This window comes from Streptomyces sp. NPDC111656, assembly GCF_055656965.1.
The window spans coordinates 1-20,049 of sequence record NZ_JBVKCA010000006.1; the positions used below are offsets into that span (position 1 = coordinate 1).

General features: G+C 72.4%; 16 protein-coding genes, 1 rRNA gene and 1 pseudogene. 13 read left to right on the plus strand and 5 right to left on the minus strand.

Translation table 11 applies throughout. The features are described from left to right. The 3 genes and pseudogenes from rrf to ACZ7M3_RS18975 all read left to right on the plus strand — a co-directional run. Positions 1–95, plus strand: a 5S ribosomal RNA gene (gene rrf / locus ACZ7M3_RS18965); the annotation flags it as partial. Between the two features lie 518 nt (positions 96–613). Continuing rightward, positions 614–1,315, plus strand: a pseudogene (locus ACZ7M3_RS18970) (hypothetical protein); the annotation flags it as partial. Between the two features lie 294 nt (positions 1,316–1,609). Next, complete coding sequence (locus ACZ7M3_RS18975; RefSeq protein ID WP_472065214.1) at positions 1,610–2,479, plus strand: tetratricopeptide repeat protein; 870 nt, start codon at positions 1,610–1,612, stop codon at positions 2,477–2,479. A gap of 106 nt (positions 2,480–2,585) precedes the next feature. Here the strand turns inward: ACZ7M3_RS18975 and ACZ7M3_RS18980 are convergent, their stop codons facing one another. Next, entirely contained in the window at positions 2,586–3,878 is a 1,293-nt protein-coding gene (locus ACZ7M3_RS18980) for a DUF1015 domain-containing protein (protein ID WP_472064596.1), read from the minus strand. Between the two features lie 72 nt (positions 3,879–3,950). Here ACZ7M3_RS18980 and ACZ7M3_RS18985 point away from each other — a divergent pair, with 72 nt between their 5' ends. The 4 genes from ACZ7M3_RS18985 to ACZ7M3_RS19000 all read left to right on the plus strand — a co-directional run bounded on the left by ACZ7M3_RS18985 (position 3,951) and on the right by ACZ7M3_RS19000 (position 8,015). After that, complete coding sequence (locus ACZ7M3_RS18985; RefSeq protein ID WP_472064598.1) at positions 3,951–4,979, plus strand: HAD hydrolase-like protein; 1,029 nt, start codon at positions 3,951–3,953, stop codon at positions 4,977–4,979. Positions 4,980–5,056: 77 nt separating this feature from the next. Then, positions 5,057–6,100: a FecCD family ABC transporter permease gene (locus tag ACZ7M3_RS18990; protein ID WP_472064600.1), complete on the plus strand. Its 1,044-nt coding sequence runs from the start codon at positions 5,057–5,059 to the stop codon at positions 6,098–6,100. Next, positions 6,097–7,140, plus strand: a complete 1,044-nt coding sequence (locus ACZ7M3_RS18995; protein WP_450427519.1) for a FecCD family ABC transporter permease — start codon at positions 6,097–6,099, stop codon at positions 7,138–7,140. Before ACZ7M3_RS18990 ends, ACZ7M3_RS18995 begins: the two co-directional genes overlap by 4 nt. Then, positions 7,137–8,015, plus strand: coding sequence for an ABC transporter ATP-binding protein (locus tag ACZ7M3_RS19000; RefSeq protein WP_472064602.1), 879 nt, complete (start codon positions 7,137–7,139; stop codon positions 8,013–8,015). The genes ACZ7M3_RS18995 and ACZ7M3_RS19000 overlap by 4 nt, the downstream gene beginning before the upstream one ends. Here ACZ7M3_RS19000 and ACZ7M3_RS19005 read toward each other — a convergent pair. Continuing rightward, complete coding sequence (locus ACZ7M3_RS19005; protein WP_355489057.1) at positions 7,999–8,346, minus strand: SCP2 sterol-binding domain-containing protein; 348 nt, start codon at positions 8,344–8,346, stop codon at positions 7,999–8,001. The two genes, ACZ7M3_RS19000 and ACZ7M3_RS19005, sit on opposite strands and share 17 nt — an antisense overlap. Before the next feature lie 42 nt (positions 8,347–8,388). On the opposite strand from ACZ7M3_RS19005, the gene ACZ7M3_RS19010 reads away from it, so the two are divergent. The 6 genes from ACZ7M3_RS19010 (at position 8,389) to ACZ7M3_RS19035 (ending at position 14,648) form a co-directional block, all read left to right on the plus strand. After that, positions 8,389–8,703, plus strand: a complete 315-nt coding sequence (locus tag ACZ7M3_RS19010; RefSeq protein WP_472064604.1) for a hypothetical protein — start codon at positions 8,389–8,391, stop codon at positions 8,701–8,703. A 55-nt stretch (positions 8,704–8,758) separates the two neighbouring features. Then, positions 8,759–9,574 (plus strand): TlyA family RNA methyltransferase, encoded by an 816-nt coding sequence (locus tag ACZ7M3_RS19015; protein ID WP_075027836.1) that lies wholly within the window; start codon positions 8,759–8,761, stop codon positions 9,572–9,574. After that, positions 9,571–10,476: an NAD kinase gene (locus tag ACZ7M3_RS19020; RefSeq protein ID WP_067364895.1), complete on the plus strand. Its 906-nt coding sequence runs from the start codon at positions 9,571–9,573 to the stop codon at positions 10,474–10,476. The genes ACZ7M3_RS19015 and ACZ7M3_RS19020 overlap by 4 nt, the downstream gene beginning before the upstream one ends. Positions 10,477–10,614: 138 nt before the next feature. After that, the gene (gene recN / locus ACZ7M3_RS19025; protein ID WP_099925758.1) at positions 10,615–12,333 is read left to right on the plus strand and encodes a DNA repair protein RecN; all 1,719 of its coding nucleotides are present in this window, start codon (positions 10,615–10,617) and stop codon (positions 12,331–12,333) included. A gap of 176 nt (positions 12,334–12,509) precedes the next feature. After that, positions 12,510–13,253, plus strand: coding sequence for a hypothetical protein (locus ACZ7M3_RS19030; RefSeq protein WP_472064606.1), 744 nt, complete (start codon positions 12,510–12,512; stop codon positions 13,251–13,253). Between the two features lie 258 nt (positions 13,254–13,511). Beyond that, positions 13,512–14,648 (plus strand): glycosyltransferase family 4 protein, encoded by a 1,137-nt coding sequence (locus ACZ7M3_RS19035; protein WP_472064608.1) that lies wholly within the window; start codon positions 13,512–13,514, stop codon positions 14,646–14,648. A gap of 15 nt (positions 14,649–14,663) precedes the next feature. Here ACZ7M3_RS19035 and ACZ7M3_RS19040 read toward each other — a convergent pair whose 3' ends face one another. From ACZ7M3_RS19040 to ACZ7M3_RS19050, 3 genes are all read right to left on the minus strand, one after another. Continuing rightward, on the minus strand, positions 14,664–16,316 hold the full coding sequence (locus ACZ7M3_RS19040) for a PucR family transcriptional regulator (protein WP_472064610.1): 1,653 nt from the start codon (positions 16,314–16,316) through the stop codon (positions 14,664–14,666). A 57-nt stretch (positions 16,317–16,373) separates the two neighbouring features. Beyond that, positions 16,374–17,711: an FAD-binding protein gene (locus ACZ7M3_RS19045; RefSeq protein ID WP_472064612.1), complete on the minus strand. Its 1,338-nt coding sequence runs from the start codon at positions 17,709–17,711 to the stop codon at positions 16,374–16,376. 166 nt (positions 17,712–17,877) lie between these two features. Then, complete coding sequence (locus ACZ7M3_RS19050) at positions 17,878–19,680, minus strand: glycoside hydrolase family 15 protein (protein ID WP_168507782.1); 1,803 nt, start codon at positions 19,678–19,680, stop codon at positions 17,878–17,880. Positions 19,681–20,049 lie beyond the last annotated feature (369 nt).

The window sequence follows — 20,049 nt, forward strand, 5'->3', positions numbered from 1 at the left end:
AAACGCCCGGTTACATTCCGAACCCGGAAGCTAAGCCTCACAGCGCCGATGGTACTGCAGGGGGGACCCTGTGGGAGAGTAGGACGCCGCCGAACAATCTTTGGAGGACCTCTGGTCCCAGCGACTCGCTGGGACCAGAGGTCCTTTTTTGTTTTTCCGAAGCGCGCCGGGTACCCGGCTGCGCGAGAATGACTTGCGGTACCGATGACAGGAGTCACCCATGTCCACCAACTCTCCCGACGAGCGTCCGGAGCGCGATCAGCGCCGCCGGGACAGTGGTGACCGCGGCGGTTACCGCGGAGGTCCGCGCCGCGACAACGACCGTCGTGACGACCGCCCCAGCAGTGGTCCGCGTCGCGACGACGACCGCGGTGGGTTCCGTCGGGACGACAACCGCGGTGACCGAGGCGGCTTCCGCCGCGATGACAACCGTCGTGACGACAGCCGTCGTGACGACAGCCGTGGCGGCGGCGGTTTCCGTGGCCGTGACGACCGGCGTGAGGGCGATCGGGGCGGTCGCCCGCCGTTCCGCCGTGACGATCGACCCACAAGTGGTCCGCGACGCGACGACCGGGAACGTGGGGTCCGTCGGGACGGGGACCGTCCGGCGTTCCGCCGTGACGACCGACCCAGCAGCGGCCCGCGTCGCGACGACCGACCCAGCAGCGGTCCGCGCCGCGATGACCGCCCCAGCAGCGGTCCGCGTCGTGACGACGACCGTGGTGGGTTCCGTCGGGACGACAACCGTGGTGGCGGTGGCGGCGGTTTCCGGCGCGACGACCGCAGCGACTTCCGCCGTGATGACCGTCGGGACGACCGGCGCGACGACCGGCGCGACGACCGCCGGGGCGACGACCGCGGTGGTTTCCGTCGTGACGATCGCCGTGATGACCGTCGCGACAGCGGCGACCGCGGCGGGTTCCGCCGTGATGACCGCGGTGACTTCCGGCGTGACGACCGTCGGGGCGACGACCGTGGCGGGTTCCGTCGCGAAGGGGACCGTCCCGCGTTCCGCCGTGACGACCGACCCAGCAGCGGCCCGCGTCGCGACGACCGCCCCAGCAGTGGTCCCCGTCGTGACGACGACCGCGGTGGTTTCCGTCGCGATGACCGCCGTGATGACCGTCGTGACAGCGGCGACCGCGGTGGGTTCCGCCGTGACGACCGCCCCAGCAGCGGCCCGCGTCGCGACGACCGCCCCAGCAGTGGTCCCCGTCGTGACGACGACCGCGGTGGGTTCCGTCGGGACGACAACCGTGGTGGCGGTGGCGGCGGTTTCCGGCGCGACGACCGCAGCGACTTCCGCCGTGATGACCGTCGGGACGACCGCCGTGAGGGCGACCGTCCGGCCTTCCGCCGCGACGACAGGCGGGACGACCGGCGCGACGACCGTCGTGACGACAGCCGTGGCGGTGGCGGCTTCCGCGCCCGCGACGACCGGGGTCGCGACGACCGCGGACGTGGTGGCCCCCGTCGTGACGACCGGGGCGGCCGTCCCGGTGGCGCCGGTGGCTTCCGGGGCCGTGACGACCGTCGGGGCGACGACCGGCGCGGTGGCGGCTTCCGTGGCCGCGACGAGCGCGACCGGGACCGTGAGCCGATCAAGCGGCTGCCGATCCCCGATGACGTCACGGGCGAGGAGATCGACGCGGACGTACGGCAGGAACTGCTCAGCCTGCCGAAGGGGCTTGCGGAGGACGTCTCCAGGAACCTGGTGATGGTCGCCCGGCTCATCGACGAGGACCCCGAGGGCGCGTACGCGTACTCGAGGATCGCCCTGCGGCTGGCGTCGCGTGTGGCCGCCGTACGTGAGGCGGCCGGGTTCGCCGCGTACGCCAACCAGAAGTACAGCGAGGCGCTCGCCGAGTTCAGGGCGGCGCGCCGTATGACCGGGAACGTGGACCTGTGGCCCGTCATGGCGGACTGCGAGCGCGGCCTGGGCCGGCCCGAGAAGGCGCTGGACATGGCGGGTGCGCCCGAGGTGCACAAGCTGGACAAGGCCGGTCAGGTCGAGATGCGGCTCGTGGCGGCCGGCGCCCGGCGCGACATGGGGCAGCTCGACGCCGCCATCGTGACGCTCCAGAGCCCGGAGCTCGCCTCGAACTCCGTACAGCCCTGGACGGCCCGGCTGCGGTACGCCTACGCCGACGCGCTGCTGGCCGCCGGTCGTGAGGACGAGGCGCGCGAGTGGTTCGCGAAGGCCGTCGAGTCCGACAAGGACGGCAGCACGGACGCCTCCGACCGGCTTGCCGAGCTGGACGGCGTCGAGTTCGTCGACGCGCTCGTCGAGGACGAGGACGAGGACGAGGTCGAGGGCGAGGTCGCGACCGAAGCTGAGGCTGAGGACGAGATCGACGCTGAGGACGAGATCGAGACCGAGGACGACGATGAGGACGACGATGACTTCGACATCGTCGAGGCCGAGCAGACCAAGCCGGTCGTCGAGGCCGACGACGATGACGAAGCTCCGCGGGGCTGACGTACAGCGGTTGTCGTAGGACACGGGCGGCGGGATTCCGGAAGGGATCCCGCCGCCCGTGGCGTTTCAGCCCCTGTATTTCGCCTGGGCGCCTCGCCTGGGCGCTTCAGAGAGGCAGCGCCCGCAGTACCAGCCCCGACGCCGGCTTCGGGCCGAACGACGTCGACTTGCGGGGCATCGTGACGCCTTGACGGGCGAGGTCGCGTACGACCTCCTCGCGGACCGGGTGCATCAGGACGGCCGTGCCGCCGTCGCGCTCCGCCTTCTCCACCGTGGCGGCCGTGTCGTGGATGTACGCGATGTGGGCGGGCGAGTCCTCGGGGATGCCCCAGATGTGGGCCAGGAGTGTGGCGTGCAGGACGGTCGCGTCCAGGGTGCGCCAAGCCTCGGGGCGGTCCGCCGGGACCGTACGGGCGAGGAGCTCCGGGGAGGGGCGGTCGACCAGGTGGAACGAGCCGTCGCCCGCGAGGAGGAAGGCGTTGCCCTCGGCGGCGGCCGCGGCGAGGGCCTCCAGGGCCTCGGGGAGCGGAACGTCGAGGTGACGTACGCGGAACGAGTCCGCGAGGGCGGTCAGCGCCTCCGCGACCGGCAGATTGTGCAGCAGGCGGTGGATCGCGCGGACCCTGAGCGGGTAGCGCGCGGTGTCCACCAGGAGCACGAGGCCGTAGTCCCAGGGGCTGGGTGAGGGGTGCTCGGCGCGTAGCCGCAGGTATGTCGCCCAGCGGTGGTGGCCGTCCGCGATGAGAGCCTGGTGCCGGCCGAGATCCGTCTGGACCTCGGCCAGGTCCGCCGGGTCGGTGATCGCCCACAGACGGTGGCTGAAACCGTCCTCCGTGGTCGTCGAGAGCAGCGGGTCGCCCTCCGCGGCGCGTTCGATGACGGCGGCCGTGCCGACCCGGGAGCCGTTGCCGCGGTAGGTCAGCAGCAGCGGTTCGAGGTTGGCCGAGGTGGCACGCATCAGGGCCGCGCGGTCCGCGATGATGTGCGGCATGACGTCCTCGTGCGGGAGCACGACGCCGGCGGACGGCTCCGACAGGCGCAGGGCGCCGATGATGCCGCGTTGCAGCATCCCGCCGTCGTGCTGCTCGTAGACGTACAGGCCCGGCTCGGGGTCGGCGGCGAGGACGCCTTCGGACACCCAGTCGTGCAGGGTGTCCGCCGCCTGGCGGTTGCGGGCCGTCGGGGTCGTGTCCTGGGGGAGGATCAACCTGACGATGTTGTGCGGGTCGGCGGACTCGAGGTGGAGCAGACCGTCCGGCCGGACGATGACGTCGTACGGCGGAGATGTCACGGCGGCGAGGCTGCCGACCCGGTCGGGGTCGTAGCGCAGGCCCCGGAACGGGGTCAGTTCGAGGCCGCTGCGCGCCGGGGTTTCCTCCGCGGGACCTGCATAGTTCATTGAGGCATCGTAAGTGTGCAGACGCTGTGGGGGATGATCGGGGGAAAGAGATCGAACGAGGAGCGATGCGTAATGAGCCAGACCGCCAGGACCCGGCCCGAGGCCAGTGAACAGGCCCTGAGTGACGCCTACGACACGGCTCTGCTCGACCTCGACGGCGTGGTGTACGCGGGCGGCAACGCGATCGCGCACGCCGTGGCATCACTGGGCACGGCCCGTTCGGGAGGGCTGCACCTCGCGTATGTCACGAATAACGCGCTGCGTACGCCCGATGCGGTGGCGGAGCATCTGACCGAGCTCGGCATACCGACGGACGCCGATGACGTCATCACCTCGGCGCAGGCCGTGGCGCGGCTGATCAGCGAGCAGGTGCCCGCCGGTGCGCGCGTGCTGGTCATCGGCGGCGAGGGACTGCGGGTCGCGCTGCGCGAGCGCGGGCTCGAGCCGGTCGAGTCGGCGGACGACGACCCGGCGGCGGTCGTCCAGGGGTTCGGCGGTCCCGACCTGCCCTGGGGGCGCTTCGCGGAGGCGTCCTACGCCGTCGCGCGCGGGGTGCCGTGGTTCGCGTCCAACACCGACCTGACGATCCCGAGCGCGCGGGGGATCGCGCCCGGGAACGGGGCCGCGGTGGAGGTCGTACGCATCGCCACGGGCGCCGAGCCGCAGGTGGCGGGCAAGCCGTTGCCCCCGATGCACCGCGAGACGATCCTGCGGACCGGGGCGAAGCGGCCGCTGGTGGTCGGCGACCGGCTGGACACGGACATCGAGGGCGCGTTCAACGGCGAGGTGGACTCGCTGCTCGTGCTCACCGGGGTGACGGACGGCGCGCAGCTCCTCGCCGCGCCGCCGCAGCACCGGCCGACGTATGTGGACGCCGATCTGCGCGGGCTGCTCGCCGGGCAGCCGGAGGTCGTGGAGGAGGGCGACGCGTTTCGCTGCGGCGGGTGGACGGCGCAGGCGGGGAGTGAGCGTCTGGAGCTGGCGGGCGACGGTGAGGCGCTTGACGGGCTGCGGGCGCTGTGCGCGGCGGCGTGGACGGCCGCGGGGGACGGGGCGTGCGCGCTGGACGGGGGGAAGGCGCTCGCGCGGCTCGGGCTCTGAGGGCCCCAGGGCTCGTCGGTGGTGGGGCGTAGTCACCCGGGATCGAAGCGTGAGCGAGGGTAGGCTAACCTAACCACGTGTTGGTCGACAGCCCCCCTGAACAGCGCGCGGAGACCGCCCCCGCGCCCCCAAGCCGTCAGGCGATACGCGCCGTTGGGCTCCTCGCGTCCCTGGCCCTCCTGGTGCTCGTCGCGTTGGCGAGTATCGCGATCGGTGCGAAAGCGCTGCCGCTGGACCAGGTCTGGCACGGCCTGTTCCGCGGTACGGGGACGTACTCCGACGTCGTGGTGGACGACCGGATCTCGCGTACCGTCCTCGGGCTGCTCGTCGGCGCGGCGCTCGGACTGTCGGGTGCCGTCCTGCAGGCGCTCACCCGCAATCCGCTGGCCGACCCCGGACTGCTCGGCATCAACGCGGGCGCGTCCGCCGCGGTCGTCACCGCCATCACCTACTTCGGTGTCACGAGCCTGAGCGGCTATGTGTGGTTCGCCTTCTTCGGCGCGGCCGCGGTCGGGGCGCTGGTCTGGTTCCTGGGCGGCAGCCGCGGCGCCACCCCGGTGCGGCTCGCGCTCGCCGGCACGGCGATCAGTGCCGCGCTCTACGGCTATCTGCAGGCCGTGATGATCATGGACGACGCGGCGCTCGGCAAGATGCGCTTCTGGACGGTGGGTTCGCTGGCCTCGGCCACCGACTCGACCATCCGGCAGGTGCTGCCCTTCCTGGTGGTCGGCACGGTCGTCGCGCTGGCGCTCGCCCGGCCCCTGAACGCCATGGCCATGGGCGACGACACCGCCCGCGCGCTCGGCGCCAACCTGAACCGCACCCGGGCGCTGTCCATGGCCGCAGCCACCGCGCTGTGCGGCGCCGCGACCGCCGCCTGCGGGCCGATCGTCTTCGTCGGGCTCATGGTCCCGCACGTGGTCCGCTCCTTCACCGGGCCCGACCTGCGCTGGATCCTGCCGTACGCGACCGTGCTGTCGCCCGTGCTGCTCCTCGGCGCCGACGTCGTGGGGCGGATGGTCGCCCGGCCCGCGGAGCTGCAGGTCGGCATCGTCACCGCGGTCCTCGGCGGGCCGGTCTTCATCTATCTCGTACGACGGCGGAGGACGGCCCAGCTGTGACGATCACACGTACCCGAGCCGTGCGAACGCGCGGCGGTCTCTCCGTCCGGTTCGACGTCCGGGCGTTCACCGTCGTCGTACTGCTGCTGGTGGCCGCGCTCGCCGCGAGCGTGGTGCTGATCGGCACCGGCGACTTCCCGATCCCGGCCGTCGACGTCCTCAAGACGCTCGTCGGCAACGGGAACGCGGGCCAGGAGTTCATCGTCAACGACCTGCGGCTGCCGCGGGTGCTCGTCGGCCTGCTGGTCGGGGCCTCGCTCGGGCTCGGCGGGGCACTGTTCCAGTCCATCTCCCGCAACCCGCTGGGCAGCCCGGACGTCCTCGGCCTCGGCCAGGGATCGACGGCCGGGGCGCTCATCATGATCGTGCTGTTCTCGGGCAGCGCGAACCAGGTCGCACTGGGAGCGCTCGTCGGCGGCCTGGTGACCGGGCTCGCCATCTATCTGCTCGCCTGGAAGCGGGGCGTGCACGGATACCGACTGGTCCTGGTCGGTATCGGAGTCTCCGCGATCGTCACGGCGGTCAACGGCTATCTGCTGACCAAGGCGGACATCGTCGACGCGGCCCGCGCGGTCGTCTGGATGACCGGCTCCCTCAACGGCCGTGACTGGGCGCAGGTCTGGCCGCTGCTCGTCCTGTGCGGCGTCCTCGTCCCGCTCGTCCTCGGCAACGCCCGGGGGCTGCGCATGATGGAGATGGGCGACGACGTGTCGTACGCCCTCGGAGTGCGCGTCGAGCGCGTACGGCTGCTGCTGATGCTGGCCGCCGTGCTGCTCACCGCCGGCGCCACCGCCGCCGCGGGCCCGGTCGGCTTCGTGGCGCTCACCGCGCCGCAGCTCGCCCGGCGGCTGACCCGCTCGCCGGGACCGAACCTGGTGCCGTCGATGTGCATGGGCGCGACCCTGCTGATCGTCGCGGACTGGGCCTCGCAGCGGGCCTTCGGCGCCGACCAGCTGCCCGTCGGCGTCGTGACGGGGGTCCTGGGCGGGATCTATCTGCTGTGGCTGCTGGTCACCGAGCGCAAGGCGGGCCGGATATGAGCGCCGCAGCGAACAAGAACACTCAAAGGAGCACTGTGAACCGCCTGTCCGCCGACAACGTCACCCTCGGCTACGACCAGCGCGTCATCGCGGAGAAGCTGTCGGTGGAGATCCCCGACCACTCCTTCACCGTGATCGTCGGCCCGAACGCCTGCGGCAAGTCCACGCTGCTGCGCGCCCTGTCGCGGATGCTCAAGCCCTCCGAGGGACGCGTGCTGCTCGACGGGCAGGTCATCCAGTCGATGCCCGCGAAGAAGGTGGCCAGGACGCTCGGGCTGCTGCCGCAGTCGTCGATCGCGCCGGACGGGATCACGGTCGGCGACCTGGTCGGCCGGGGCCGCTACCCGCACCAGGGCCTGCTGCGCCAGTGGTCGACGGAGGACGAGCGGGTCGTACAGGAGTCGATGGCCTCGACCGGCGTCGCCGAACTGGCCGATCGCTATGTCGACGAACTGTCCGGCGGCCAGCGGCAGCGCGTGTGGATCGCGATGGCACTCGCCCAGCAGACCCCGTTGCTGCTGCTCGACGAGCCGACGACCTACCTCGACATCCAGCACCAGATCGACGTGCTCGATCTGTGCGCCGAACTCCACGAGGAGCAGGGGCGCACCCTGGTCGCCGTCCTGCACGACCTCAATCACGCGGCCCGCTACGCCACCCACCTCATCGCCCTGCGCGAGGGCCGGGTCATCGCCGAGGGCGCGCCGAACGACATCGTCACGGCCGAACTGGTCGAGGAGGTCTTCGGGCTGCGCTGCCAGGTCATCGACGACCCGGAGACCGGGACGCCGCTGGTGGTGCCTGCGGCGCGGAAGGCCCGCGTGAAGGTGGCCGCCGGAGCAGCTGCCGCCGAAGCCGCTACAGAAGCTTCCTGAGGCGGAACAGGTCGAGCAGGGCCGCCTCCAGCCGCACCCGGCCCGAGCCCCAGGCCTTCGCGAAGTTCAGCTGCCCGTCGACCATGGCGACCAGGTCGTCGCCGGACATGGCGAGTCTGATCTGGGCCTTCTCGACGGGTGGGCCCTGGAGGGTGTCGAGCACCTCGATCCGGCCGCCCTTGAGGCGACCGACGAAGGTGATGTCGAGGTCGGTGATACGGCAGCTGAGCGAGCGGTCCAGGGCCGCCGCCTCGCGTACGTTCCCGTCCGCGCCCGCCATGTTGTCCGAGAGCTTGTCGAGTGCGCTGCGGCACTCCTCAATCGTGGCCATCGCGGTCGACGGTACCGCAGGGCTTCGGGGTAGCGTCGGGGCATGAACGAGTCAGTGCCGGAGGTCGGGACTCCGCAGGGCCCGATGCCGGAGCCGGAGGTTCCGGTCGAGGTCGAACCCGAACTCGAGTACGACCCTGCCGCCCCGGCCCCGCTGGACGTGGACCGCACCCCCACCGGGAACGCCGAGGTCGACGCCCAGCTCGACCGGCTGAGCGACGCCGACCACCTCGCCACGGACGGACATGTCGAGGTGTACGAGGATGTACACCGGGGGCTGCGCGACGCGCTCACCGCGCTCGACGCCCGCCCGGGACCTCCGGTTCCCACCCGCCACCCGACCACCGTCCCTCAATGAGACCCTTCGGGTCACCCCTATCAATGGCCGTACGACCGCAGGAGCTGAACCCAACGTGGCAGGAGTGGCACGCCGCCGCCTCGACGCCGAGCTGGTCCGCCGGAAGCTCGCCCGCTCGCGCGAGCACGCCAGCCAGCTGATCGCCGCCGGCCGGGTGAGCGTCGGCAAGACCCTCGCGACCAAACCCGCCACCCAGGTGGAGACCGCGGCCGCGATCGTGGTCACCCAGGACGACAGCGACCCCGACTACGTCTCGCGCGGCGGGCACAAGCTCGCGGGCGCCCTGGCGGCCTTCGTACCCCAGGGACTGAAGGTCGAGGGGCGGCGGGCGCTGGACGCCGGAGCGTCCACCGGAGGCTTCACCGACGTACTGCTGCGCGCGGGCGCCTCCCACGTCGTCGCCGTCGACGTCGGCTACGGTCAACTCGCCTGGTCTCTGCAGAGCGATGAACGCGTCACCGTCAAGGACCGTACGAACGTACGCGAGTTGACGTTGGAGGCGATCGATGGGGAGCCCGTGGATCTTGTTGTCGGGGATCTGTCCTTCATCCCGCTCGGCCTGGTGCTGCCCGCCCTCGTGCGGTGCGCGGCGCCCGACGCCGATCTGGTGATGATGGTCAAGCCGCAGTTCGAGGTGGGGAAGGAACGACTGGGGAGTGGTGGAGTCGTACGCAGTCCGGAACTGCGCGCCGAGGCGGTGCGCGGAGTGGCCCGGCGGGCCGCGGAGCTGGGGCTCGGGGTGAAGGGCGTGACCGCGAGTCCGCTGCCCGGACCCTCGGGCAATGTCGAGTACTTTCTGTGGCTGCGTGCCGGGGCACCCGAACTCGACCCGGCCGACGTTGACCGTGCAGTGGCGGAGGGGCCGCGTTGACAGAGACCCGAGCTCGTACTGTTTTCCTGCTCGCCCACACCGGGCGGCCGGCCGCGATCCGCAGCGCCGAACTCGTGGTGCAGGGGTTGCTGCGCTCCGGGATCGGGGTGCGTGTGCTGGAGGCGGAGGCGGCCGATCTGCCGCTGCCGCCCGAGGTGGAGCTGGTGAAGGAAGCCACTCCGCAGTGCCTCGACGGATGCGAACTGCTGATCGTGCTCGGCGGTGACGGCACCCTGCTGCGCGGCGCCGAGTTCGCCCGCGCCTCCGGCGTGCCGATGCTCGGCGTCAACCTCGGCAGCGTCGGCTTCCTCGCGGAGGCCGAGCGTGACGACCTCGACAAGGTCGTCGACCGGGTGGTGACCAAGGCGTACGAGGTCGAGGAGCGCATGACCGTCGATGTCGTCGTCCACCAGAACGGCGACATCGTGCACACCGACTGGGCGCTCAACGAGGCCGCCGTGCAGAAGGTCTCCGCCGAGAAGCTCCTCGAGGTCATCCTGGAGATCGACGGGCGGCCGGTCACCGGCTTCGGCTGCGACGGCATCGTCTGCGCGACCCCGACCGGGTCCACGGCGTACGCCTTCTCCGCCGGCGGACCCGTCGTCTGGCCCGAGGTCGAGGCGCTGCTCATGGTGCCGATCAGCGCGCACGCGCTGTTCGCCAAGCCGATGGTGACCTCGCCGAACTCGGTGCTCGCGGTCGAGGTGCTGCCGCACATTCCGCCGGGTGTGCTGTGGTGCGACGGGCGGCGGACGGTGGAGCTGCCGCCGGGGGCCCGGGTGGAGGTACGGCGGGGGGCCGTGCCGGTGCGGCTCGCCCGGCTGCACCACGCCTCGTTCACCGACCGGCTGGTGGCCAAGTTCGCGCTGCCGGTCTCCGGCTGGCGCGGGGCGCCGCACTGACGCACCCGCCAGGTCCACTCCCGTGGGTGACAAGGCACCGTTTGTAGGTGCTTGTCACCTGCGGGTTCGCGGCCGTGGGGCGGGGGCCGTCGCACATCCGTTGCTGGACCTCGTAAGGTCGTGTCCGTGTTGGAGGAGATGCGGATACGGTCGCTCGGAGTCATCGACGACGCGGTCGTCGAGCTGTCGCCAGGCTTCACCGCCGTGACCGGTGAGACCGGCGCGGGCAAGACGATGGTGGTCACCAGCCTCGGGCTGCTGCTCGGCGGGCGCGCGGACCCCGCCCTCGTACGGATCGGCGCCAAGAACGCCGTCGTGGAGGGGCGGATCACCGTACCCACGGGCGGTACGGCGATCGTACGGGCCGAGGAGGCGGGCGCCGAGCTCGACGACGGCGCGCTGCTGATCAGCCGTACCGTTTCGGCCGAGGGGCGCTCACGGGCGCACCTGGGCGGCCGTTCCGTCCCGGTGGGCGTGCTCGCCGAGCTGGCCGACGAGCTGGTGGCCGTGCACGGGCAGACCGACCAGCAGGGGCTGCTCAAACTGTCCCGGCAGCGGCAGGCGCTCGACCGGTACGCCGGGGACGCGGTCGCCGTGCCGCTCGCCAAGTACGCGGGGGCCTACCGGCGACTGCGGGCCATCTCGGCCGAGCTGGACGAGATCACCACACGCGCGCGTGAGCGGGCCCAGGAAGCCGACCTGCTGCGCTTCGGACTCGAGGAGATCGCGGCGGTCGAGCCGCGCGCGGGCGAGGACGCGGAACTGTCGGCGGAGGCGGAGCGGCTCGGGCACGCGGAGGCGCTCGCGTCCGCCGCCACGGCCGCCCACGCCGCGCTCGCGGGCAATCCCGAGGACCCCGAGGGCATCGACGCGGCGACGCTCGTCGCGGGCGCGCACCGGGCCCTGGAGGCCGTACGGTCGCACGACGCCGCGCTCGCCGGGCTGTCCGGGCGGATCGGGGAGATCAACATCCTGCTGCGCGACGTGGCGGGGGAGCTGGCCGGGTACGCCGACGACCTCGACGCCGATCCCTTGCGGCTCGCGGCCGTGGAGGAGCGCCGCGCCGCGCTCACCCAGCTGACCCGGAAGTACGGCGAGGACATCGACGCCGTACTCGCGTGGGCCGAGCAGGGCGCCGCGCGGCTCCTCGAACTCGACGGCGACGACGAGCGGATCGACGAGCTGACCGGCGAGCGGGACGCGCTGCGGGCCGAACTCGGCGGCCTTGCCCAGGCGCTGACGGACGCCCGCACCGAGGCCGCCGAACGGTTCGCCGCCGCCGTGACCGCCGAGCTGGCCTCGCTCGCCATGCCGCACGCGCGTGTGTCGTTCGAGATCCGGCAGACCGACGACCCCGAGGGCGTGGAGCTCGGCGGGCGCACCGTCGCGTACGGGCCCGCGGGTGTGGACGAGGTCGAGCTGCTGCTCGCCCCGCATCCCGGGGCGCCGCCGCGGCCCATCGCCAAGGGGGCTTCCGGTGGTGAGCTCTCACGCGTGATGCTCGCGGTGGAGGTCGTCTTCGCGGGGACCGACCCTGTGCCGACGTATCTCTTCGACGAGGTCGACGCCGGTGTGGGCGGCAAGGCCGCGGTCGAGATCGGGCGGCGGTTGGCCAAGCTCGCCAAGAGCGCCCAGGTCGTCGTGGTGACTCATCTGCCGCAGGTCGCCGCGTTCGCCGACCGGCAGCTGCTGGTCGAGAAGACCAACGACGGGTCTGTGACGCGCTCCGGGGTGAAGGTGCTCGAGGGGGAGGAACGGATCCGGGAGCTGTCCCGGATGCTGGCGGGGCAGGAGGACTCGGAGACGGCCCGGGCGCATGCAGAGGAATTGTTGGCCACGGCTCGGGGCGACGTGTAGTTCCGTCTGCGGGCGGGGTCGGCTTTTTGCGTCGCTCCGCGACGGGCGCCTTGACCGCTCCGCGGTCTGCTCTTCTCTTCTCTTCGCCGCTCCGCGGCGGATTTCCCGCCCGCCCACCCCTTTTGCCGCTCCGCGGCCCCCGAACCGCCCGCTCCGCGGGCCCCTGGAGTTGTCGCATGATCACCAGCTTCGGTACCGCCGTCGCCGTCACCCGCGCCACCCTCGCAGGCCTGCGCACCAAGACCCCGGGCGGCCCGGAGCGCTGGCAGCGCACGAACTACGCCGGGCGCACCGTCGAGTTGTACGCCGGCCCCGCCACCACCCTCGGAGCGGCGCTCGCGGCCGCGCGCGTCCACCGGGGCGCCGGGGCCGCGGTCCTGGCCGCCGGGGCGTGCGGCGCGTACGACGACGTGGTCGGGGCGGGGGACCCCCGCCGGGGGTTCCGGGCGCATCTGGGGGCGCTGAAGGACGGGGAGGTGACCAGTGGGGCGGTCAAGCTGTTGGGTATCTCGGCCGCGGGGCTGGTGGCGGGGGCCCTGCTCAAGGAGCGGCCTGTGGACAAGCTGCTCGCGGGGGTCGTGATCGCCGGGAGCGCGCACTTCGTCAACCTCGTGGACGTCCGGCCGGGGCGGGCCGCCGGTGCGGTGCTCGCGCTGGGGGCCCCGGGGCTGCTGCGGGGCGGACCCGCCGGGCGGCTGTCGGCCGCGGCGATGGGTGCGGCGGCGGCCGTGTTCCCCGACGACCTCGGCGAGCGCGCGATGATCGGCGACACCGGGGCCCACGCGCTCGGCGCCGCGCTGGGCAGCGCGATCGTCGCGGGCAACGGGCGGGCCGGGCTCCTCGCCCATGCCGCGGCGCTGGTGGCCGCGGCCGTGTACGGGGACAAGCTCAGCGAGGCGGTCGCGCGACCGCTGGGGTGAGGGGCGGAAACTCCGACGGGCCTCCAGCGAGGGACAACCCGTCGCGAAGACACGCGACTTATCACTCTTGTGGGTGACAGCTGTCGTCGAGTTGGGCGCAGCGCCGCAAGGCTTGCTCCGATGGCGGTCCCGGAACACCCGTACGGCCTGGCATCCTTGGCGTAGTACGCGGAGCACGACGTGCGGTACACCCCCCTCTGCCTTTCCCCCTGTACGTTCCCCGTGCCCGTCCGACGCCGAACCAGGAGCCCCGGCCACGTGAGCCACGTGAGCAGCCACTCACCGCACGGTCAGTCGCCGTTGCGCACCGTGCAGGTGCTCGGCGGCGCAAGCGCGGGCAGCAGCGCGCATGTGCGGTCGCTGGCCTCGGGGCTCGTCGCCCGGGGTGTGCGGGTCACCGTGTGTGCACCTGCCGAGGCCGACCTCGCGTACGGGTTCAGTGGCGTCGGCGCCCAGCACGTTCCCGTGCCACGCAGCAGTGATCCGACCGCCGTGGCCGCGCTGCGGGTGGCCTGCGCGGACGCCGATCTCGTGCACGCGCACGGGCTGCACGCCGCGCTGCGGGCCGCGCTCGCGCTCAGCGGCCGACGCACCCCGCTCGTCGTCACCTGGCACACCCGTTCGCACGCGGAGGGGGCGCGGGCGCACCTGCTGCGGCTGCTGGAGCGGCGGGTCGCCAGGGCCGCGGCGGTGGTGCTGGGCTCCTCGCCCGACCTCGTGGACCGCGCCCGCAGGCGCGGAGCGCGGGACGCCCGGCTCGCGGCCGTCGCGTTCCCGACGCCACGCAAGGCCGTCGAGTACGGGGACCCCGACCGACTCCGCCACAAGGCGCGGGCCGAACTCGGCGCCACCGACCGCCCGTTGCTCATGGCCGTCGGCTCCCTCGACCGGCATCGCGGATACGACACCCTGCTGGACGCCTCGCGCGCGTGGCGCTCGCTCGACCCCGTGCCGCTCCTGGTGATCGCCGGGGAGGGGCCGCTGCGGGCGGTCCTCCAGCGGCGGATCGAGGACGAGGAGCTGCCGGTGCGGCTCGTCGGGCGGCGCGACGACGTCTCCGAGCTGCTCCTGGCCTCCGATCTCGCGGTGCTGCCGAGCGGTCGGGAGACCCGTTCCGTGCTCGCCCAGGAGGCCCTGCACGCGCGTGTGCCGCTCGTCGCGACCGCCGTCGCAGGTATCCCCGAACTGGTCGGCGACGCGGCCGAACTCGTCCCGTGCGCGGACGCCGACGCGCTCGCCGCGGCCGTCGTACGGCTGCTCGGGGACGACGATCGCCGGGAGTTGCTCAAGGAGCGGGGGGTGCGGCAGGCCACGACCTGGCCGACCGAGGACGAGACCGTCGCCCAAGTGCTCAGCGTCTACGACGAGTTGACCCAGACGAGGCCCCTTGCCTAAGTGCCGGCCGGTGGCTCAGGGCACGTGCCGTCGCGCTCGCAGTGCCAGGCTCAACGCCAGTACCGTCTGCGGGTCGTCCAGGTCCGTGCCCAGCAACTCCCCGATCCGGGCGAGCCGGTTGTAGAGGGTCTGCCGGTTCAGGTGCAGCTCGCGGGCCGTCTCCGCCTTGCGGCCCGCGTGCGCCAGGTACGTCTCCAGCGTGGGCAGCAGTGGCGGCTTGGAGCGGAGGTCGTGGTCGCGGAGGGGGCCGATGGCACGGTCCACGAAGGCCGCCAGGTCCGGATGGTCGCGCAGCCGCCACAGGAGCAGATCGGTGTCGAGGCGGCGGGCGTCGTACCAGGGGCGGTCCGTCAGGCCCTGCGCGGCCGTCGCCGTCTCCGCCGCGTGCCGCAGGCCCGCCGAGGCCGCCGCCCAGCCGCCCGCGACCCCGACCACCACCACGGGCGGCTGCGCCCCCGGTCGCTGCATGCCCGCGCGCTCCACGCCCGCCCTGAGGGCCGCCGCGACCCGGTCCGCGACCGCCGCGCGCTCGGATTCCGAACGCAGGCCCAGCAACAGGGGGACGCGGCCCTCCACCGGGCGTACGCCCAAAAGGACCGGCACACCCACCGAGGCCAGCTCCTCCGCGACCGCGCGCGCCAGGACGGCCCAGCCGCCACCGGGGGAGGGGCCGTCGGCGAGCCGCATCACGACCGGCAGGAGCGGGCTGTTGCCGGGCTTGAAGCCGAGCACGCGGGCCTGCGCGGGGGCGTCCTCGGCGGCGATACGGCCCTCCGCGAGGTCGGTGAGGAAGTCGCCGCGTCCGCGTGCCGCGAGCTCCTCCTCCTGGCGGGCCTGCATGAGGACGACGGCCAGGATGCCCGCGGCCCGCTCCGCCGCGATCCGGTGCACGGGGGCGACCGGGGCGCTGACGGGCAGCAGGACCAGCCGGGCGCGTACCGAACCGGTGCCGGGGCCGCCGCCCGGCACGTCCACGAGGGTCGTCCCGGTGGGCGGCTCCTCCTTGTGCTGGCCGCGCATCCCCTCCCACACCTGGAGCGGGTCGGCGCCGGCGGAGCCGGCCCCCGCGGCGTACAGGAGCTGTCCGTCCGCGGTCTCCAGGAAGACGGGGTTGCCGCTGAAGTCCGCGAGGATGCCGAGGACCTGGGGTATGCCCCCGCCGCCGAGCAGGGCCTCGGTACAGCGCCGGTGCACTTCCTCGGCCCGCTGCAGCAGCGCGTAGTGGCCGTTGACGATCTCGGTGTGGATCTCCTCCGTGACCGCCACGAAGGGCACCTCGCGGTGCAGCTGGACCAGCGGGAGACCGGCGGAGCGGGCCGTCTCCACGAGGGCTGAGGGCAGCCGGGTGAAGCGCGGGCCGAGCTCCACGACGAGCGCCGCGATACCGCGCTCCGCGAGGGTGCGGACGAACGCGCGCTGGTCGGCGGGGCGGGTGCCGAGGCCGTAGCCCGTGGTCAGGAGCAGTTCGCCGCCCTTGAGAAGCGAGGCGATGTTCGGGACCTCGCCCGCGTGCACCCAGCGCACGGTGCGGCCCAGCCGGTCGGCGCCCGCGAGGATCTCCGGCAGCCCGCTGCGCAGCCCGGGCAGCTCCAGTGCCCGCTGCACGGTGATTCCGGCGCCCTGGGTGTCGTATCGACTGTCCAAGTGGCTGTCCAAACGGCTGTCCATGCAGCGGACGGTACCCGGGGAGGCCTCCCGGAGGCATGTCCGTGGCCGGGCCGCTCACTACCGGGGCAGGATGTTGTGGTTGAATCGGAAGACGTTGTCCGGGTCGTACGCGGCTTTCACCGCGGCCAGCCGTCGGATGTTCCCGGCGCCGAGGCCGGCCACCACGCGGTCGACTCCCTCGTCGCCGACGAGGTTGAGGCAGACCGCGCCGGTGCTCCACGGCCGGAAGGCGGCGCGCACGTCCTCGACCCACTGGACGCAGCGCCAGTCGTCGGCCGGGTCCTCCCACATCCCGAACGGGTGCACGGTCCACCGGGCGTCCCGGAACGGCACCGGGAAGCGGTCCGGGCCTGAGGCGATCGCGCCGCCCTGCGGGAACAGCGAGCACCGGGTGGCCGTGGGCACGGGCATGGCCTTCCCCAGCTCGCAGAAGACGTCCACGGCGTCGTCCGGCAGGCCGGTCAGGGACTCCGCGGAAGAGTGGCTCCTCAGGCCCGGCGGGCTGTCCAGGATGCGCTGGAAGGCGGCGTAGGGGAGGGGCGTGAGGATCACGGCCTCGTGAGGCAGCGCCAGCAGCGGCCGGGCGAGCTTGCGGAGGTCCTGCTCGGGGCCCGGGTACGTCAGGAGTGCGTCGATCAGCTGTGTGCGGATGATGCCGCCGCCCGTCTCCGGTGGGGCGGCCTCGATGATCTCGCGGTAGGTGCGGACCACGTCCGGGCCGGACTCCGGGCGGTAGGTCAGCAGGGCGATCGAGAAGTCCGGCAGCGGGTGCGGTCTCAGGGTCAGTGAGGTGGCGACGCCGAAGTTGCCGCCACCGCCGTGCAGGGCCCAGAAGAGTTCCGGGTTCTCGTGATCGGTGGCCTGGATCTGCGAGCCGTCGGACGTGACCAGTTCGACGCCGAGCAGGTTGTCGACGGCGAGACCGAAGGCGCGGTCGAGCCAGCCGGTGCCGCCGCCGAGGGCGAAGCCGGCGACGCCGGTGGTCGAGTTCCGGGCGCCGGTGGTGGCCAGGCCGTGGGGCCGGGTGGCCTGGTCGAGGTGGCTCATGAGGGCGCCGCCCTCGACCCGTACCGTCCGGGAGCCGGGGTGGACGGTCACCGTGTGCATCCGGCGCAGGTCGATGACCAGGCCGTTGTCGTTGAGCGACATCCCGGCCGGGCTGTGGCCGCCGGCCCGGATCGCGATGTGGAGGTCCAGGTCCCGCGCGAAGCGGACGCAATGGACCACGTCCGCCGTGGTCTCGCACTGGGCGATCACTGCGGGGTGGCGGTCGATGCGGGTGTTGAAGAGCTTGCGGGCGTTGTCGTAGCCGGGGTCTTCCGGCCTGAAAGCGTCGCCGGTCAGGTCCGCGCGTAGGGCGGCGAGGCGGGTGTGGGCCTTCGCGAAGGGGGACATCGCAGTTGCCCCCTCTTTTTTCAGTAGGGGACGGGACTGCTTTCAGCCTAGGGGCTTGTTGTGAGGCTGCGGGTCGGTGGGGGCTGGTCGCGCAGTTCCCCGCGCCCCCAAGGGCCGCGGCCCACGCCCCCCGCAAGGGGAGCACGGGCCGCTGTCGCGGGCGTTGTCAGCCGCCGTACGCCCCGCTTGCCGTCAGCCTCAGGGCCGTGTCGATCAGGGGCACGTGGCTGAAGGCCTGGGGGAAGTTGCCCACCTGGCGCTGGAGGCGGGGGTCCCATTCCTCGGCCAGGAGGCCCAGGTCGTTGCGGAGGGCCAGGAGCCTTTCGAAGAGCTTGCGGGCCTCGTCGACGCGGCCGATCATCGCCAGGTCGTCCGCCATCCAGAAGGAGCAGGCCAGGAAGGCCCCCTCGTCGCCCTCGAGACCGTCCACGCCCGCGTCCTCGCCGGTGGTCGGGTAGCGCAGGATGAAGCCGTCCGAGGTGGACAGCTCGCGCTGGATCGCCTCGATGGTGCCGATCACGCGCTTGTCGTCCGGAGGGAGGAAGCCCATCTGCGGGATGAGGAGCAGCGAGGCGTCCAGTTCCTTGGAACCGTACGACTGCGTGAAGGTGTTGCGCTCCTTGTCGTAGCCCTTCTCGCACACGTCCCGGTGGATGTCGTCGCGCAGTTCGCGCCACTTCTCCAGCGGGCCGTCCGCGTCACCGGACTCGATGAGCTTGATCGTGCGGTCGACGGCGACCCAGGCCATCACCTTGGAGTGCACGAAGTGGCGGCGCGGGCCGCGGACCTCCCAGATGCCCTCGTCCGGCTGGTCCCAGTGGTCCTCCAGGTAGCGGATCAGCTTCAGCTGGAGGAGCGAGGCGTAGTCGTTGCGGGACAGGCCCGTCATGTGGGCCAGGTGCAGGGCCTCGATGACCTCGCCGTAGACGTCCAGCTGAAGCTGGTGCGCGGCGCCGTTGCCGACCCGTACGGGGCCCGAGTTCTCGTATCCGGGCAGCCAGTCGAGCTCCGCCTCGCCCAACTCCCGCTCGCCCGCGATGCCGTACATGATCTGCAGGTTCTCCGGGTCGCCGGCCACGGCGCGCAGCAGCCATTCACGCCAGGCGCGGGCCTCCTCGCGGTAGCCGGTGCGCAGGAGGGAGGAGAGGGTGATCGCCGCGTCGCGCAGCCAGGTGTAGCGGTAGTCCCAGTTGCGTACGCCGCCGATCTCCTCCGGGAGGGAGGTGGTGGGCGCGGCGACGATGCCGCCCGTGGGGGCGTACGTCAGGGCCTTGAGGGTGATCAGGGAGCGGACGACGGCCTCGCGGTAGGGGCCGTGGTACGTGCACTGGTCGACCCAGTCGCGCCAGAAGTCCTCGGTGGCCTCCAGGGCCTGCTCCGGCTCGGGCAGCGCGGGGGGCTTCTTGTGTGAGGGTTCCCACGAGATGGTGAACGCGATCCGGTCACCGGGTGCCACCGTGAAGTCCGCGTACGTGGTCAGCGCCTTGCCGTAGGTCTCGCAGGCGGTGTCGAACCACACCGAGTCGGGTCCGGCGACGGCAACCGTGCGCCCCTCGTGCTTGTGCACCCAGGGCACGACACGGCCGTACGAGAACCGCATCCGCAGCGCGGAGCGCATCGGGACCCGGCCCGTGACACCTTCCACGATCCGGATCAGCTGCGGCGCGCCGTCACGCGGCGGCATGAAGTCGGTCACTCGGACCGTGCCGCGTGGGGTGTCCCACTCGGATTCGAGGATCAGCGAGTCGCCGCGGTACGAGCGGCGCGCCGCCGTCGGCGGTTCGGCGTCGGCCGCGTGGGCGGGCCCGAGCCGCCAGAATCCGTGTTCCTCCGTGCCGAGCAGTCCCGCGAAGATGGCATGAGAGTCGAAGCGGGGCAGGCACAGCCAGTCCACTGTGCCGTCCCGGCAGACCAGTGCTGCGGTCTGCATGTCTCCGATGAGTGCGTAGTCCTCGATGCGCCCGGCCACGTGCATCTCCAGTCGAACGGCCACGTCGCCCCCGAGGGGCGGTCGCTCTGCGGTCAGGGAACAGGAACGTTAAAACGTTAGAAGAATGAACGTTAGAACGTTGGTAAAGCGTCGTTGCGGAACGTCAATTATCGGTGCGATTGTCGTTGCGAAACGAACTGACGAGCTCTCGTGGTTCCGGGATACGGGCGGGGATGGTGCCGCGTGCCGGCCGGACTCGGCAGCGAGTGTCCGAGCAGGATACGACGCACGTGGGTGATCCGCGTGCCGCTCCAGGCAACCCGCCTGGTCCGATCGAGTGAGTGCTGTGTGTGGTCTGTGCCGATGTGTGTGCGGAGCGTGGCCGGAAGCAGCCTCCTCGGGTCGCTG